Genomic DNA, 15226 nt, shown 5'->3' on the forward strand with positions numbered 1-15226 from the left:
GTAAGCGGGTGCTGACGCCCGCCAGGGTCAGCACCTGCGGAAAATCCGCCCCTTGCGGCCTAAGTTACTCGCGAGTAACATTGGAAGTATTGCCGTTCAGCTGCCTGCCGCCCTGCGGCAGGTGCTGACGCCTACGTCTCGATGAGGAGTTATACGTGAGCCACAACGGAAGCAGCGCGTCCAACCGCACTGTCCGGGACGTCGTTTTTGTCGACGGCCTCCGCACACCCTTCGGCCGGGCAGGAGAAAAAGGCATCTACGCCGGCACCCGGGCCGACGACCTGATAGTTAAATGCCTCCGTGAGTTGTTGCGGCGCAACCCATCGCTGCCGCCCGAACGCATCGACGAAGTGGCCATCGCGGCCACGACCCAAAGCGGCGACCAGGGCCTGACGCTCGGACGGACAGCAGCCCTCCTTGCCGGACTCCCCAGGACCGTTCCCGGCTTCGCCATCGACCGCATGTGCGCCGGAGCCATGACCGCCGTCACCACCACCGCCGGCGGAATCGGGTTCGGCGCATACGATGTGGTGATTGCCGGCGGCGTTGAACACATGGGCAACCACCCGATGGGCTCGGGAGCGGACCCCAACCCGCGGTTTATGTCAGAACGGCTCGTGGATCCGGCAGCGCTGAACATGGGCAACACCGCCGAGAACCTGCATGACCGCTTTCCCTCCATCACCAAGGAGCGGACCGATGCGTACGCCGTGGCGTCGCAGAAGAAGTTTGATGAAGCGCGCCGCGGCGGCCGGATCCAGCAGGACCTGGTGCCCGTAGCGACCCTGAAGCCGGGCCAGGGCTGGACCCTGAATACCGTGGACGAGCCGCCCCGGCCGGGCACCACCATGGCTGACCTGGCCACCCTCCGCACGCCGTTCCGTGCCCACGGCCGGGTCACCGCAGGAAACGCCGCCGGCCTGAACGACGGCGCCACCGCCGCCATCCTTGCATCAGCCGAAACCGCCGCTGAGCTGCGGCTGCCGGTCCGTATGCGCCTGGTCAGCTACGCCTATGCCGGGGTGGAGCCTGAAGTCATGGGCATCGGCCCCGTTCCCGCCACCGAGAAGGCCCTGGCAAACGCAGGGCTGTCCATCGGGGACATCGGCCTGTTCGAAATCAATGAAGCCTTTGCCGTCCAGGTGCTGAGCTTCCTGGAACATTTCGGCATTGCCGACGACGATCCCCGGGTCAACCGCTACGGCGGAGCCATTGCGGTGGGCCACCCGCTCGCCTCGTCTGGAGTGCGGCTGATGAACCAGCTCGCCCGGCAGTTCGAGGAGGATCCCTCCGTGCGGTACGGCATCACCACAATGTGCGTGGGACTGGGCATGGGTGCCACCGTCATCTGGGAGAATCCGCACCACGCCGACTACAGCGGGGGCCGGCAACGGGAATCCGCCGCAACTACCGAAACCGTTTCTGAAGGAGCAGCATGAGTGCCGCAGATTTCACCCAGCTTGCCGACCTCTTTCCCAACGAAACCGTGACACATTCCTACGTCCAGGACATCGAACTCCCGGCTCCGGCCGGAAGGCCCAGTCCCGGCACGTTTGCCCTCATTACGCTGGACAACGGCTTGGACCACTCGAAGCCCACCACGCTGGGGCCGAACACCTTGGTGGAACTCGGTACCGTGCTCGAGGAACTCCGGGAACGGGCGCGCCGCGGCGAAATCGTAGGCGTCGGCGTCACCGGCAAGCCCTACTACCTGGTGGCCGGCGCAGACCTTTCCACGGTCAAAACCCTGGACAAGCGCGAGCACGGATTGTGGATGGCCCAGCTCGGCCATGACGTTTACAGCACTCTGGCCAACCTGGGTGTACCAAGCTTCGCCTTTATCAACGGCGCAGCACTGGGCGGCGGCCTGGAGATTGCCTTGCAGTCCACCTACCGCACAGTGTCGACAGGAGCCGGCGCGCTGGCGCTGCCGGAAGCGTTTATCGGCCTGGTTCCCGGCTGGGGCGGCGTGTACATCCTCCCGCGCCTTATTGGCCCGGAAAACGCAGTGAAGGTCATGATCGAAAACCCCTTGAGCAACAACCGGACGCTGACGGGTCCCCAGGCCTTCGAGCTGGGCATCGCCGACGCCATGTTCGAGCCGGCGGATTTCCTGGAGCAGTCCCTTGCCTGGGCCGCGAATGTCATCACAGGTGAGGCAACTGCGGAACGTGCCAACGCCGTCGACCCCGCTGATCCGGACACGGCAGCACGGTGGGCCGCCGCCGTATCAGCCGGGCGTGTGCTGGTGGAAGCCAAAACGTCCAATGCCGCACCCGCTCCGGCCAAGGTCCTGGACATCCTCGAGGCCAACCGCACCATGACCCAGCCCGAGTCCGCTGCGTTGGAGTGCGAAACCCTCGCCGAACTGATGCAGACCGACGAATTCCGTGCCACCGTGTACGCCTTCCTGGACCTGGTGCAGAAGAGGTCCAAGCGCCCCGCCGGCGCTCCGGACCGCAAGCTGGCCCGTCCGGTCACCAAAGTAGGTGTGGTGGGCGCGGGCCTGATGGCCAGTCAACTGGCTCTGCTCTTCGCCCGGCAGTTGAAGGTGCCCGTGGTGATGACAGACATTGACCAGGCCAGGGTGGACAAGGGCGTGGGCTACGTCCACGCCGAAGTGGACAAGCTCCTGGGCAAAAAGCGGATCAGCCAGGACGGCGCCAACCGCACCAAGGCGCTGGTGACGGGCTCCGTTTCCAAGGACGTTTTCGCCGACGCCGACTTCGTCATCGAAGCCGTCTTTGAGGAGCTGAACGTCAAGAAGCACGTGTTCGCCGAGCTGGAGGCGATCGTTACCCCGGAATGCATCCTGGCCACCAATACGTCCTCGCTGTCCGTGACTGCCATGGCGGAAGACCTGCAGCACCCGGAACGGCTGGTGGGCTTCCACTTCTTCAACCCGGTGGCTGTGATGCCGCTGCTGGAGATCGTCCGCGCCCCGAAAACCGACGATGCGGTATTGGCCACGGCATTTGAGCTGGCCAAGGCCCTGAAAAAGACCGGTGTGCTGGTCAAGGATGCCGCTGCCTTCGTGGTCAACCGGATCCTGCTGCGGCTGATGGGTGAAGTCACGGCAGCCTTTGACGAAGGAACTCCCGCCGAGGTGGCGGACAACGCCCTGCGCCCCATGGGCCTGCCGATGACCCCCTTCACCCTCGGCGCCATGGTGGGACTTCCCGTGGCCCAGCACGTCCAGGAGTCGCTGCATGCGGCCTTCGGTGAACGGTTCACGGTATCCGCGAATCTGCAGAAACTGATCGACAACGGCGTGAAAAGTCTGTGGGCTCCCGGCCAGGACGGCTCACTGGAAATCCCCCAGTCCACGTTGTCCCTGATGTCCTTCGGGACCAGCCCCTCCACCACGGAGGAGGTCCTGCGGCGCACCCAGGATGCCCTCGCCGGGGAAATTTGCCTGATGCTGGAGGAAGGGGTGGTGGCCGGACCGGAAGATATCGACCTCTGCATGATCCTCGGCGCCGGCTGGCCCATGTTCCTGGGCGGAATCACCCCCTACCTTGACCGGGTTGGCGCCTCGGAACGGGTCAACGGCAAGCGTTTCCTCCCGCCGGGGGTTGCCTCACGGCCGGCAGGCCAACCCGCAGACGTCTAGAACAGCGGGCCCTTCACAGGCACACGCAGCGGGCTCCGTCCGGTACGCCGGACGGAGCCCTTGCGCGCAGGCGCCGGTACTAGCTGCCCAGCAGCCGCCCGCCGTCGAGCATTAGCAGGCGGTCCGCCACCGAACGTGCATAGGGCACGTCATGGGTGACCAGGACGACGGCGGCACCGGCCGCTGCTGCGGAACGGGCCGCGGCGTCCAGTACAGCAAGGCCAATTCCGTCCAGGGCAACCGTGGGCTCGTCCAGGGCTATGACGGACGGGCTGCGGGCAAGGACCGTTGCCAGTGCCAGCAGCCGTTGTGAGGAAGCAGGCAGCTCGGCCGGATGGTCGTGCGCGGAACCGGACAGGCCCACGGACGCCAGGGCTGCGGCGGTTCTTTCCGTCGCCTCGTCGGCGCCGAACCGCCGGCCCAAACCGAACCGGACCTCCCGGGCAGCAGTCCGTTCGAAGAGCTGGTCCCGCGGGTTCTGGAAGAGCAGTCCCACGGAAGCGGCCACCTCGCCGACGGGCACGCAGGCAATGTCCTCCCCGTTGACGTACACAGAGCCGGCCGTGGGCCGCAGCAATCCGTTGAAGTGTCGAAGGAGCGTGGATTTACCCGCGCCGTTGGCTCCGGTGACGGCAACGATTTCCCCTGGCAAGAGCACCAGGTCAACCCCCTGCAGCACCGTGTTGGGTCCCTGCCCGCCGGCACCGCGGGCGGCCGCCCTGGCCTTCCTGCCGCGGCCCGGGTTGCCGTGGTACCCGAAGCCCACACCCCGGAGTTCCAGGACGGGCCCGGCAGCAGCCTGATGATCCAGTGCTGCGCTGGCCCGGGCCGGCATTTTCAAGCTCGGCTGCATGGCCGGGCGTCTGATCGCGGCCGGCAGGCGTTCAGGCGCCGGGTGCAGGTCCTTCGGTGTGCCGCTGGCGGTCACCGTGCCGCGGTCGAGGACTATCCACCAGTCGGCCTCGAGCAGCACCTCGTCAGTCGCCTGGCTGAGGACGACGACGGCGGTCCCGCCGGTCACGAGCCTGCGCAGCAGGTGTGCCAGTTTGTCCGTCCCCGCTGAGTCAAGGGAGGCAAAAGGCTCGTCCAGGACCAGGACGGCCGGATCCGCGATGACAGCACAGCCTATGGCCAGGCGCCGCAACTGTCCGCCGGAAAGCGTGCCAGGGTGGCGGTCCAGCAGCCCGTTCAGTCCGAGCAGGTCCGCGGTGCGCTTCACGGCTGCCTTCATGGCGGCCCGGTCCAGTGCTGCGTTTTCGAGACCGAAAGCCAGTTCTTCGGCCACGGTGGCACTGACCGTGGACAAAGCGCTGGAGGCGTCCTGCGGGACGAACCCCACCCGTGCACCCCATTGGGCAGGGTTGAGCCGGGGATCGTCGGCGCTCCCGATGTAGTGGAGCCTGGTCCCCGCAAGTTCAAGGTGCCCGTGCAGGTTCCCGCCTGCCCCGGGTGGCAGCCAGCCCGCGAGGAGCCTGCCGAGCGTGGACTTGCCGCTTCCGGAAGCACCAAGGATCGCCGTAAGGGTCCCGGGTGCAAAGGAGAGGTCCACCTCGCGAAGGACGGGCGTGTCCTCCTCATGGTACGTAAAGCTCCTGATGCCCGCGCTGAGGGCAGTGGTGGAATGCACCTAGCCTCCCGCCTGCCACAGACGGGCCGCCACCGCAGCCACCGCGGCCAGTAGCAGAAGAATGCGCAGCAACCGCTCCAGGAACCGGTCCGGCACTTCCCGGTAGCTGGTGCGGGGGCCGGTGCTGCCGAAGCCGCGGGCTTCGAGCGCGGCGCCGCGGGTTCCCGCTTCCTCCACCAGCGCCGACACCAAGGGAACTGCCTGCAGCCGGAAAGCGGTAATCCGGTGCAGCAGGCCGCGGCGGATCACCAGCCCCCGAGCTTCCTGGGCCTGCCTGATGCGTTCCAGCCGGGACGCAGCGGCAGGCAGCAGGGTCAGGGTGGACGCCAGCACGAAGGCAATCCGGCCCTGGATGCCTTTCGCGGACAACGCCGCCACCAGGTCCGGAACGCTGACGCTGAAGGAAAACACCAGGAGGGCCAGGACGGCTGCCGAGAGCTGCGCTGCCCGCTGGAGTGCAAAGGAAAGCCCTTCGGTGGTGACGCGCGCGGGGCCCCACGACGCCAGCACGGTAAGCCCTTCCGGGAAAAACAGGCCGTGCAGGGCCAGCAGCGACATACACAGCGGCACCAGGACGCCAGCTGCCGCGGGCAGCAGCCGGCGGAGCGTACCGCCCCAAGCCGAGAGACCCACCGCGGCCGCCATCACGGCGAGGGACAGCGGCCAGCTCGCCGCCGCCGTCGTAATGACTGCCGTACTGCCGGCAGCCGCCAGGGACGTCAGCGGATGCAGTCGCATGGGCAGGCGGTCAGGAGCCCTGTTCGAGCGCCTTGCCGGCCAGCACGCGGTGCCGCCGGACAAACGGGAACTGCAGGCTTGCGCGGCGGGGCAGGGCGTAGACCAGCACAGCCACCACCGTGAACACGATGGCTTTGTCCATGGGGTCGGAGATGAGGGCCTGCTTGGTGATGGCGGCCAGGAGGGTGTCCCCCATGGAACGGAAGGCGCTGACTATGGCTCCGGTGGCCACACCGGACGTGCCGCCGAAGACGAAGGCCGCCACCGGGGCCGAAACCACTCCACCGATGATCCCGGTGAGGAACCCGGCGACGGGCGCGAAGTAGAAACGGCGGAAGAGTCCGTAACGCGCAGCAAGGCCTGCGAGGCACCCGATCAGTGCCGCACCGGCAGCGAATGGCAGCACGGTGGGATTGAAGAACGACCAGACGATGCTGCTCAAGGCACCCGTTGCTGCGCCGGCCGCCGGACCGGCGAGGACCGCAATCAGTACCGTACCGATCGCGTCGAGGTAGAACGGGACCAGGGTGCTGCCCACGAACTGGCCGAGCACGATATTCAGCACCAGGGCCACCGGGATCAGCACGATGGTTGAGGTCGGCAGGGTAGGCAGCACAGCGACGACGAGCAGGATGGCGCCCACCAGGAAACCGGACAAAGCGATCAGGGCGGAGGCGCTTCCCGGCCCGCCGGTGATGTCTGCGGGCTGGTTGAGGACGAGGTAGATGTAGGTGCCGGCGATGGCCACGGCGCCGAGGATTTCCAGTACGCGGCGTTTGCGGGCGGCGGCCGGTGCCGGGGATGGCAGCGTCAGGGAGGGCGATGACATGGAGTTCCTTTGGGGTGCGCACGGCCGGCCCGGGAATCCGGGGCCGGAATGGAACGCTGCTTATGTCACCTCGGCAGCTGCCGCCAGGCAGCTGCGCCTGTCCGGTCCGCCGACTATTCTACCGCGGCTGCCCGGGCGCCCTCGCGACGGGTCCCTGCCCCGCTCATCCGAGCCGCCAGGCCAGGCTGCCGACGGCGGACACCAGCTCGCGGAACGCAGCGTCCGGATAGTTGGCGAACACCACCCGGGCGTTTGGCGCCTGACCCCAGAGCCCCCGGAAGTCAGCCACCGTGGTGCCGATCAGCATCGGGGAGCCAGTCTCGACGTCAACGGTGGCGGGACGCGCCTCGAAGTCGAGGGTGCCGGCTGCGACGCCGGCGGCGAAGTAGTCGTGGACGTGGGCCAGGTAGCCCTGGTCGTAGTGGCGGTGGAACTCGAAGTAGAACCGCAGCGCATCGGACAGGTGCCGTACCAGGATGTTGTCGGACGTGCTGCGCTGGCCCTCCGGCTGTTCCGGCAGCACCAGTTCGGGAAATTTCGCCCCGGACGCCTCTGCCAGCTGCCGGACATGTACGGGGTGCAGCTCCATCCGCTCGGTGGTGTCCAGGGAACAGACGATGGGAAGTTTTTCCAGCGGCATGCCTTGGAAAGCGGCATAGACTTCCTTGGCCGCGTGCGGGTCCACGTGTGTGTTCCACTCGGCGGTGGGCGTTGTATTGCCCTGGTGGTAGAAGCTGCCGCCCATAATCACCACTTTGGCCAGCAGCTCCGGCAGTTGCGGTTCCTGCCGCAGAGCCAGCGCAAAGTTGGTCAGGGGTGCGGTGATGAGGGCGGTCAGCTCCCCCGGCCGGGCCCGGGCGTGTTCCACCCACAGGTCGACGGCGTTGCGCGCCGACACACTGCCGGCCGGTTCCGGCAGGACCGCGTGGCCGATGCCTTGGGGGCCGTGCGTTTCGGGAGTGGTCAGCAGCGGTATGGCCAGCGGTTCCCGGGCGCCGATGGCCACCTCCACCCCTTGGCGGCCGCACAGTTCCAGCAGCGCCAGGGTGTTGCGCGCCACCTGGTCCACGTCAACATTTCCCGGAGTGGCGGTGACGGAGACGAACTCCGTGTCCGGCAGGGCGGCAAGGTAGGCGAGGGCCAGGGCATCGTCAATGCCTGTGTCCACGTCCAGCAGGAAGGCGGTCATGGCGGTCCTAGAACAGGGCCACCTTGGGAGCGGCGGGGAAGATGCTGTTCAGCTCCGCCAGGTCCTTTTCCGAGGGCAGCCAGTCCGCTGATTCCGCGTTCTGGCGGACCTGTTCCGGCCTGGTGGCGCCGGCAATGACGCTCGCCACGCACGGCTGGGCTGCGAGCCAGGAGAAAGCCACCTGGATCTCGTTCAGTCCGCGTTCCCTTGCAAAGCTGCTGAACCTGTCCAGCTGGTCCCAGTCGGCGTCGTGAACCAGGTGTTTGCGCGTGTGGCTGAGCCTGGAACCGTCCGGGGCGTGGCCGGGTGAGTACTTGCCGGTCAGCAGGCCATTGGCGAGGGGAAAGTATGGCAGGACGCCCAGGCCGAACTCCTCTGCGGCCGGCGTCACCTCAAGCTCGGCCCGGCGGTCCAGGAGGTTGTAATGGTTCTGGGTGGAGATGAAGCGGGCACCGCGGAGTTCGCGGGCCACGTACTCCGCCTGGGCGATCTGCCAGCCGGCCCGGTTGGAATGCCCGATGTACCGGACCTTGCCGCTGGTGACGAGGGCATCCAGTGCGGACAGTGTTTCGTCGATGGGGGTCAACGGATCCGGAGTGTGGAACTGGTAGAGGTCGATCCAGTCGGTGCCCAGCCTCCGCAGCGAGGCCTCCACGGCCTGCATGATGTAGCGGCGCGAGCCGCGGGCGTTGAAGTCTGCTCCGCTGGCGCCCTTCATGTCCATACCGAACTTGGTGGCCACAACGACGTCGGCCCGCCTGTTGCCAAGGGCCTTGCCGAGCATCGTTTCGCTCAGTCCGGGTTCCCGGCCGTAGCTGTCCGCAACATCGAACAGGGTGATTCCCGCGTCCACCGCTGCATGGACGACGGCGTCGGTTGCCTCCTGCGACTCGGTGGCGGTATTGGCGCGTCCCAGGTTGTTGCAGCCGAGGCCGACAGTAGAGACGGTCAGGCCGGACTTTCCAACACGGCGGTACGTGGTCATGAACGCTTCTAAAGGCTGAAGGTGTTGGCAGGCTTGGCGGAGTGCTTGAGCTTGAAGTTCTGCGGATCGCTGTGGGGCGCTGCGCCGATACTGAGCTTGGTGAAGTCCAGGTCTTCGCCGCGGCTGCAGACCTTGATGGCGTTGACGGCCTTGTTGACGTCGGGGCAGAGGCAGAAGATGTTGAGCTTGTAGTCCGTGAACTCGGACCGTTCCACCGTTCCGAGTCCGCGCCAGGCGAGGTGGCTGATGAGGGCGTCCGTGGCCTTCTCTTCCAGGTAGCGGTCCCTGTCGGTGCCTTCCCTGGTTTTGAGCGCGAACTGGGCCACGACCCAAAATTGTTCTTCATCCGGGATCTCCGCGTAGCCGTCCTCAGCACATTGTGAAGCAAACGCGTCCAGGAGGCCCTCGGCCGCCTCGGCGTCCGGGACGTCGGTCTCCTCGGTTTTGCTCTGGTGCCCTACCGCTCCGTAATTCATGACGAACTGCTGGTAGTCCTCATCGAACCAGGCCTCCCGGAAGTGGAGGGTGCCCTCTTCGTCGCGTTTGTAGACCCTGACAATTCCGCTCATGACCGTCCCTTTGTAAACCATTCGACGTCGGTGCCGTCGAAGGGTGCCTGCTGCGCCTTGACGGCCTGGTAAAGCTGGTCCGCGCAGACCTGAAGTGTTTCCACCAGGGCTGGCGGGTAATCCATGGCCACGCGGTGTTCGGCGAACTCGTCCTCGTCGTCGATGAACACGCCGCGCTCTGCTGTCCTGACCACGTCCAGGTCCATGTCGATGACGTGGAATTCCGTCACGGCCGGCCGGATGGGCTGCCATTCGTGCGCCACGGCCAGGTCGATGTAGATCTGTACACCGCCCGGGTGTGCGTCGTCATAGAACGTGGCTACCCAGTCGCCCTCGCGCGGAACCAGGAGGACGGCGTCAGACTTGGTATAGAAGGCAGCGCCGGGCCGTGAGCAGAACTCGTTGGTTCCTTGGAAGATCCACCAGCCGTGGCGGTCTTCACCCAGGTACCGCCCGGGGACCACCCAGTGCGCCTTGCCGTTCCACTTGCGGTTCCGGGCCACGACCAGCTGGCCGGGCTCCAGATGCCGTGGTTCGCGGCTTGCCCCGGGCTGGTCTTCAGCGTCCGGCTCCCCCATCACGCCCGGATACTTCAGCAGATCCTCTCCCCTCACAGGATCGGAAGGCTGCCGGTGGTGGGATGCTGCTGGCCGGGCAGGGGGCGCGCGAACGGGACCTTTGTCCCGAGAACCTGGGCAACGACGTCGTGCGTTATCTGCTGGGCCGTGAGGCCAACGCGTTCCAGCACCTGCTTGCGTGTGCCGTGGTCCAGGAATTCGACCGGCAGGCCCACCTCGTTCAACGCGGTGTCCACGCCTGCGGCGCGCATTTCCTGGCGGATCCTGGAGCCCACGCCGCCGGCACGGACGCCGTCCTCAATGCAAATAACGAGGCGGTGGTGCGATGCCAGCGCGATGATGGAGCGCGGGACGGGCAGCACCCAGCGCGGGTCCACCACGGTGGTGCTGATGCCCTGCGCGCCGAGGCGGTTGGAGACGTCGAGGGCGAGTTCGGACATGGCACCCACGGAGATGATCAGGACGTCGTTCTCGGTGGCACCGCTGGGCCGGCGGGACAGGACGTCCACGCCGTCGCTGAGGCGCTCGAGGGCTTCCACTTCGGCGCCGACGGATCCCTTGGAAAAGCGGACCACGGTAGGCGCGTCGCTGATGGCCACGGCTTCGCGGAGTTCCTCCCGCAGCCTGCTGGCATCACGGGGAGCGGCCAGGTGGAGGCCCGGGACGATCTGGACCATTGACATGTCCCACATGCCGTGGTGACTGGCGCCGTCCGGTCCGGTGACGCCTGCCCGGTCCAGGACGATGGTGACACCGGCCTTGTGCAGGGCGACATCCATCAGGAGCTGGTCGAAGGCCCGGTTCAGGAAGGTGGCGTAGACGGCAACCACAGGGTGCAGGCCGCCAAAGGCCATGCCGGCCGCGGAAGTCAGGGCGTGCTGTTCGGCGATTCCGACGTCGATGACCCGGTCCGGGTGCCGGGCCGCGAACTTGTGCAGACCCACGGGAATAAGCATGGCGCCGGTGATGCCGACGACGTCCTTGCGCTCATCGGCGATGGCGGCAATCTCGTCCGCGAAAACGGAGGTCCAGGACTGGGCGCCGGCGGTGCCGGTAGGTTCACCGGTTTCGGGGTCGATGATGCCCACGGCGTGGAACTGGTCAGCTTCGTGTGCCCGCGCTGGAGCATAGCCATGGCCCTTTTCGGTCATGGCATGGACGATCACGGGGCCGGCGTAGTGCTTCGCTGTGGACAAGGCGTGCTCCATGGCCTGGAGGTTGTGGCCATCCACCGGCCCGATGTACTTCATGCCGAGGTCCTCGAACATGCCCTGCGGCGCCCACCAGTCCTTGATGCCCTTCTTCATGGCATGCAGGCTCTTGTAGGTGAACTGCCCCACCGGGCCGCCGTCCTGCAGCTTCTTCTTCCACCAGTCCAGCGCCACCTCGTAGGCAGGAGCCGTGCGGAAGGAATCGATGGTGGGACGCAAGGAGGCGAGGTAGTCGGCAAAGCCGCCCACCGTGGGGGCGTAGGACCGGCCATTGTCATTGACCACAATGACCACCCGGCGCCGCTTGTCCGCGGCGATGTTGTTGATGGCCTCCCAGGCCATGCCGCCCGTGAGGGCACCGTCCCCGACAACGGCGACGACGTGCCGGTCGCCTTCACCGGTCAGCTGCCGGGCGCGGGAGATACCGTCGGCCCAGGACAGCGACGAGGAAGCGTGGGAGCTTTCCACGATGTCGTGCTCGGATTCGGCCCGGGACGGGTAGCCGGACATGCCGCCCTCCTGGCGCAGGGTGCTGAAGTCCTGGCGGCCGGTCAGCAGTTTGTGGACGTACGACTGGTGGCCGGTGTCAAAAACGATGCTGTCGCGGGGCGAATCGAAGACGCGGTGCACGGCAAGCGTCAGCTCCACCACACCAAGGTTGGGTCCGAGGTGCCCGCCCGTCTGGGAGACGTTCGTGATCAGGAAATCCCTGACCTCCGAAGCCAGCTGCTTCAACTGTTCTTCGGACAACTCGTTCAGGTCCTGCGGATTCCGGATGGTGTCCAAGATTCCCAACGACCCCTCCTTCGGGTGGTAGACGTGCCGTTTAACTCTAACGCCTTGGTCCGCAGGACCAGACTCACCCAGCAAAGCCGAAGCCCCGGCTGGTCGGTGACCGGCCGGGGCTTCGGTAGGTGGCGCGTGCTGGGCAGAAACCGCTAGTTCGCGGAAATCTGGCGCAGAACGTACTGCAGGATGCCACCGTTGCGGTAGTAGTCCGCTTCACCCGGGGTATCGATGCGAAGGACGGCGTCGAACGTCACCGAGCTGCCGTCCTCGGCAGTTGCGGTGACCTTGAGGGTCTTCGGCGTAGTGCCCTCGTTCAGGGCGGTGACGCCCTCAACCGAGAACGTTTCCGTGCCGGACAGGCCCAGGGTCGAAGCGGATTCGCCGGCCGGGAACTGCAGCGGCAGGACGCCCATGCCGATGAGGTTGGAGCGGTGGATCCGCTCGTAGCTCTCGGCGATGACAGCCTTGACACCCAGCAGCGCGGTACCCTTCGCAGCCCAGTCACGGGAGGATCCGGAACCGTATTCCTTGCCCGCCAGGACAACCAGCGGAGTGCCGGCGGCCTGGTAGTTCTGCGCAGCGTCGTAGACGTAGGCCTGCGGGCCGCCTTCCTGGGTGAAGTCGCGGGTGAAGCCACCTTCGACGCCGTCCAGGATCTGGTTCTTGATGCGGATGTTCGCGAACGTTCCGCGAATCATCACCTCGTGGTTGCCGCGGCGGGAACCGTAGGAGTTGAAGTCCTTGCGCTCCACGCCGTTGGCCAGCAGGTACTGGCCGGCAGGGGTGTCGGACTTGAAGGAACCGGCCGGGGAGATGTGGTCGGTGGTGACCGAATCGCCCAGCTTCAGGAGCACGCGGGCGCCCGTGATGTCCTGGACCGGCTCCGGCTGTGCCTGCATGCCCTCGAAGTACGGGGGCTTCCGGACGTACGTGGAGCTTGGATCCCAGGCGAAGGTGTCACCGGCGGGAGTGTCGAGCGCCTTCCAGCGGTCGTCACCCTCGAAGACACCTTCGTAGCCCTTGGCGAACATGTCCTTGTCGATCGAGGAATCGATGACCTGCTGGACCTCAACCGGGTTGGGCCAGATGTCCTTCAGGAAGACGTCGTTGCCGGCCTGGTCCTGGCCCAGGGCGTCGGTTTCGAAGTCGAAGTCCATGGAACCGGCCAGGGCGTAGGCGATGACCAGCGGCGGGGAGGCCAGGTAGTTCATCTTGACGTCCGGGTTGATACGGCCTTCGAAGTTGCGGTTGCCCGAGAGGACGGCCGCGACGGCGAGGTCGTTGGCCTGGATGGCTTCCGAGACTTCGGTTTCCAGCGGGCCGGAGTTACCGATACAGGTGGCGCAGCCGTAGCCCACGATGTAGAAGCCGAGCTTCTCCAGGTACGGGGTCAGGCCGGACTTCTCGTAGTAGTCGGTGACAACCTTCGAGCCGGGCGCAACGGAAGTCTTGACCCACGGCTTGGACGTGAGGCCCTTGTCCACGGCGTTGCGGGCCAGGACCGCGGCGGCCAGCATGACCGATGGGTTGGACGTGTTGGTGCAGGACGTGATGGAAGCGATGGTGACCGCACCGTGGTCCAGCTCGAACTCGCGCCCGTCAGCCATCTTGACCGGAACGGGCTGCGAGATGCGTCCCGCTCCCCCGTGGGCTGCCGCGTACTTCTCCGGCTCGCGGTCCGTGTCGGAGATGTGCGTGGCTCCGGCGGTGAAGGAGGGCGAGTCGGAGGCCGGGAAGGTTTCTTCGAGTGATTCGTCCAGGGTGCCGGCGTCTGCGTCGTGTGCGACGTAGTTCTTCAGGTCGTGCCGGAACTCGTCCTTGGCTTCGGTCAGTTCGATCCGGTCCTGCGGGCGCTTGGGGCCGGCGATGGACGGAACTACCGTCGACAGGTCCAGTTCCAGGTATTCGGAGAACTTGATCTCACGGGAAGGATCGTGCCAGAGGCCCTGTTCCTTCGCGTAGGCCTCCACGAGGGCCACGTTCTGGTCCGCACGGCCGGTGAGGCGGAGGTAGTCCAAAGTGACGTCGTCGATCGGGAACATGGCAGCCGTGGAACCGAATTCCGGGCTCATGTTGCCGATGGTGGCGCGGTTCGCGAGCGGCACAGCGGCCACGCCTTCGCCGTAGAACTCCACGAACTTGCCCACAACGCCGTGCTTGCGGAGCTGCTCGGTGATGGTGAGCACCACGTCGGTTGCTGTGGCACCGGCCGGGATGGATCCAGTCAGTTTGAAGCCCACGACGCGCGGGATCAGCATGGAGACGGGCTGTCCCAGCATGGCAGCCTCGGCTTCGATGCCGCCGACGCCCCAGCCGAGCACACCCATGCCGTTGACCATGGTGGTGTGTGAGTCAGTACCCACGCAGGTGTCCGGGTAGGCCCGCAGGGCGCCGTCAACCTCGCGGGTCATCACGGTGCGGGCCAGATACTCGATGTTGACCTGGTGCACAATGCCGGTTCCCGGGGGAACCACCTTGAAGTCGTCGAAGGCCGTCTGGCCCCAGCGCAGGAACTGGTACCGCTCCCCGTTGCGCTGGTACTCGATCTCCATGTTGCGCTCCAGTGCGCCGGAGTTGCCAAAGGCATCGATCTGGACCGAGTGGTCGATCACCATCTCGGCCGGCGCCAGGGGGTTCACCCGCTTGGGGTCGCCGCCCAGTTCCTTGACCGCTTCACGCATCGTCGCCAGGTCAACCACGCAGGGAACGCCGGTGAAGTCCTGCATGATCACGCGTGCGGGCGTGAACTGGATTTCTGTATTGGGCTGGGCGTTGGGATCCCAGCCCGCCAAGGCGCGGACGTGATCGGCAGTGATGTTCGCGCCGTCCTCGGTCCTCAACAGGTTTTCAAGCAATACCTTGAGGCTGAACGGAAGGTTTTCTGCACCTTCAACGGAGTTCAACCGGAAAATTTCATAATCGGTTCCGGCTACATTAAGTTTGCCTTTTGAACCGAAGCTGTCCACAGTGCTCATCGCAGGACTCCTCTCGCAACAGTTTCATCTTTGTCGCGCGGTTGACCGCCTGCTAGTTAGGAGGCCCTAATTAGCACAGGGCCCGAAAATTGCACACGGCCGGCCGTGATTACGGAGCGCGAC

At 66.1% G+C, this 15226-nt stretch carries 11 protein-coding genes; 2 read left to right on the forward strand and 9 right to left on the reverse strand.

Annotation, left to right across the window (positions count from 1 at the left end; translation table 11 throughout):
• The first annotated feature begins 155 nt into the window (after window positions 1-155).
• Both AC50X7_RS02870 and AC50X7_RS02875 read left to right on the forward strand, forming a co-directional pair.
• Window positions 156-1439, forward strand: coding sequence for a thiolase family protein (locus AC50X7_RS02870; RefSeq protein ID WP_494977653.1), 1284 nt, complete (start codon window positions 156-158; stop codon window positions 1437-1439).
• The gene (locus AC50X7_RS02875; RefSeq protein ID WP_494977654.1) at window positions 1436-3613 is read left to right on the forward strand and encodes a 3-hydroxyacyl-CoA dehydrogenase NAD-binding domain-containing protein; all 2178 of its coding nucleotides are present in this window, start codon (window positions 1436-1438) and stop codon (window positions 3611-3613) included. The genes AC50X7_RS02870 and AC50X7_RS02875 overlap by 4 nt, the downstream gene beginning before the upstream one ends.
• Before the next feature lie 79 nt (window positions 3614-3692).
• On the opposite strand, the gene AC50X7_RS02880 is transcribed toward AC50X7_RS02875, so the two are convergent.
• From AC50X7_RS02880 to AC50X7_RS02920, 9 genes are all read right to left on the reverse strand, one after another.
• Entirely contained in the window at window positions 3693-5240 is a 1548-nt protein-coding gene (locus AC50X7_RS02880; RefSeq protein ID WP_494977655.1) for an ABC transporter ATP-binding protein, read from the reverse strand.
• The gene (locus tag AC50X7_RS02885; protein WP_494977656.1) at window positions 5241-5978 is read right to left on the reverse strand and encodes an energy-coupling factor transporter transmembrane component T; all 738 of its coding nucleotides are present in this window, start codon (window positions 5976-5978) and stop codon (window positions 5241-5243) included.
• Between the two features lie 10 nt (window positions 5979-5988).
• Window positions 5989-6807: an ECF transporter S component gene (locus tag AC50X7_RS02890; protein ID WP_494977657.1), complete on the reverse strand. Its 819-nt coding sequence runs from the start codon at window positions 6805-6807 to the stop codon at window positions 5989-5991.
• A gap of 163 nt (window positions 6808-6970) precedes the next feature.
• Window positions 6971-7996 carry a nucleoside hydrolase gene (locus tag AC50X7_RS02895; protein WP_494977658.1) on the reverse strand — a complete coding sequence of 342 codons (1026 nt, stop codon included), beginning with the start codon at window positions 7994-7996 and terminating at the stop codon, window positions 6971-6973.
• A 7-nt stretch (window positions 7997-8003) separates the two neighbouring features.
• Window positions 8004-8981 carry an aldo/keto reductase gene (locus tag AC50X7_RS02900; protein WP_494977659.1) on the reverse strand — a complete coding sequence of 326 codons (978 nt, stop codon included), beginning with the start codon at window positions 8979-8981 and terminating at the stop codon, window positions 8004-8006.
• A gap of 8 nt (window positions 8982-8989) precedes the next feature.
• Complete coding sequence (locus tag AC50X7_RS02905) at window positions 8990-9550, reverse strand: hypothetical protein (protein WP_307095373.1); 561 nt, start codon at window positions 9548-9550, stop codon at window positions 8990-8992.
• Window positions 9547-10164: a DUF402 domain-containing protein gene (locus AC50X7_RS02910; RefSeq protein ID WP_494977660.1), complete on the reverse strand. Its 618-nt coding sequence runs from the start codon at window positions 10162-10164 to the stop codon at window positions 9547-9549. The genes AC50X7_RS02905 and AC50X7_RS02910 overlap by 4 nt, the downstream gene beginning before the upstream one ends.
• Window positions 10161-12134, reverse strand: a complete 1974-nt coding sequence (gene dxs, locus AC50X7_RS02915; protein WP_494977661.1) for a 1-deoxy-D-xylulose-5-phosphate synthase — start codon at window positions 12132-12134, stop codon at window positions 10161-10163. The genes AC50X7_RS02910 and dxs overlap by 4 nt, the downstream gene beginning before the upstream one ends.
• Before the next feature lie 143 nt (window positions 12135-12277).
• Window positions 12278-15103, reverse strand: a complete 2826-nt coding sequence (locus tag AC50X7_RS02920) for an aconitate hydratase (RefSeq protein WP_494977662.1) — start codon at window positions 15101-15103, stop codon at window positions 12278-12280.
• Window positions 15104-15226: the final 123 nt, after the last annotated feature.

It is taken from the genome of Pseudarthrobacter sp. Hb11 (assembly GCF_059383655.1).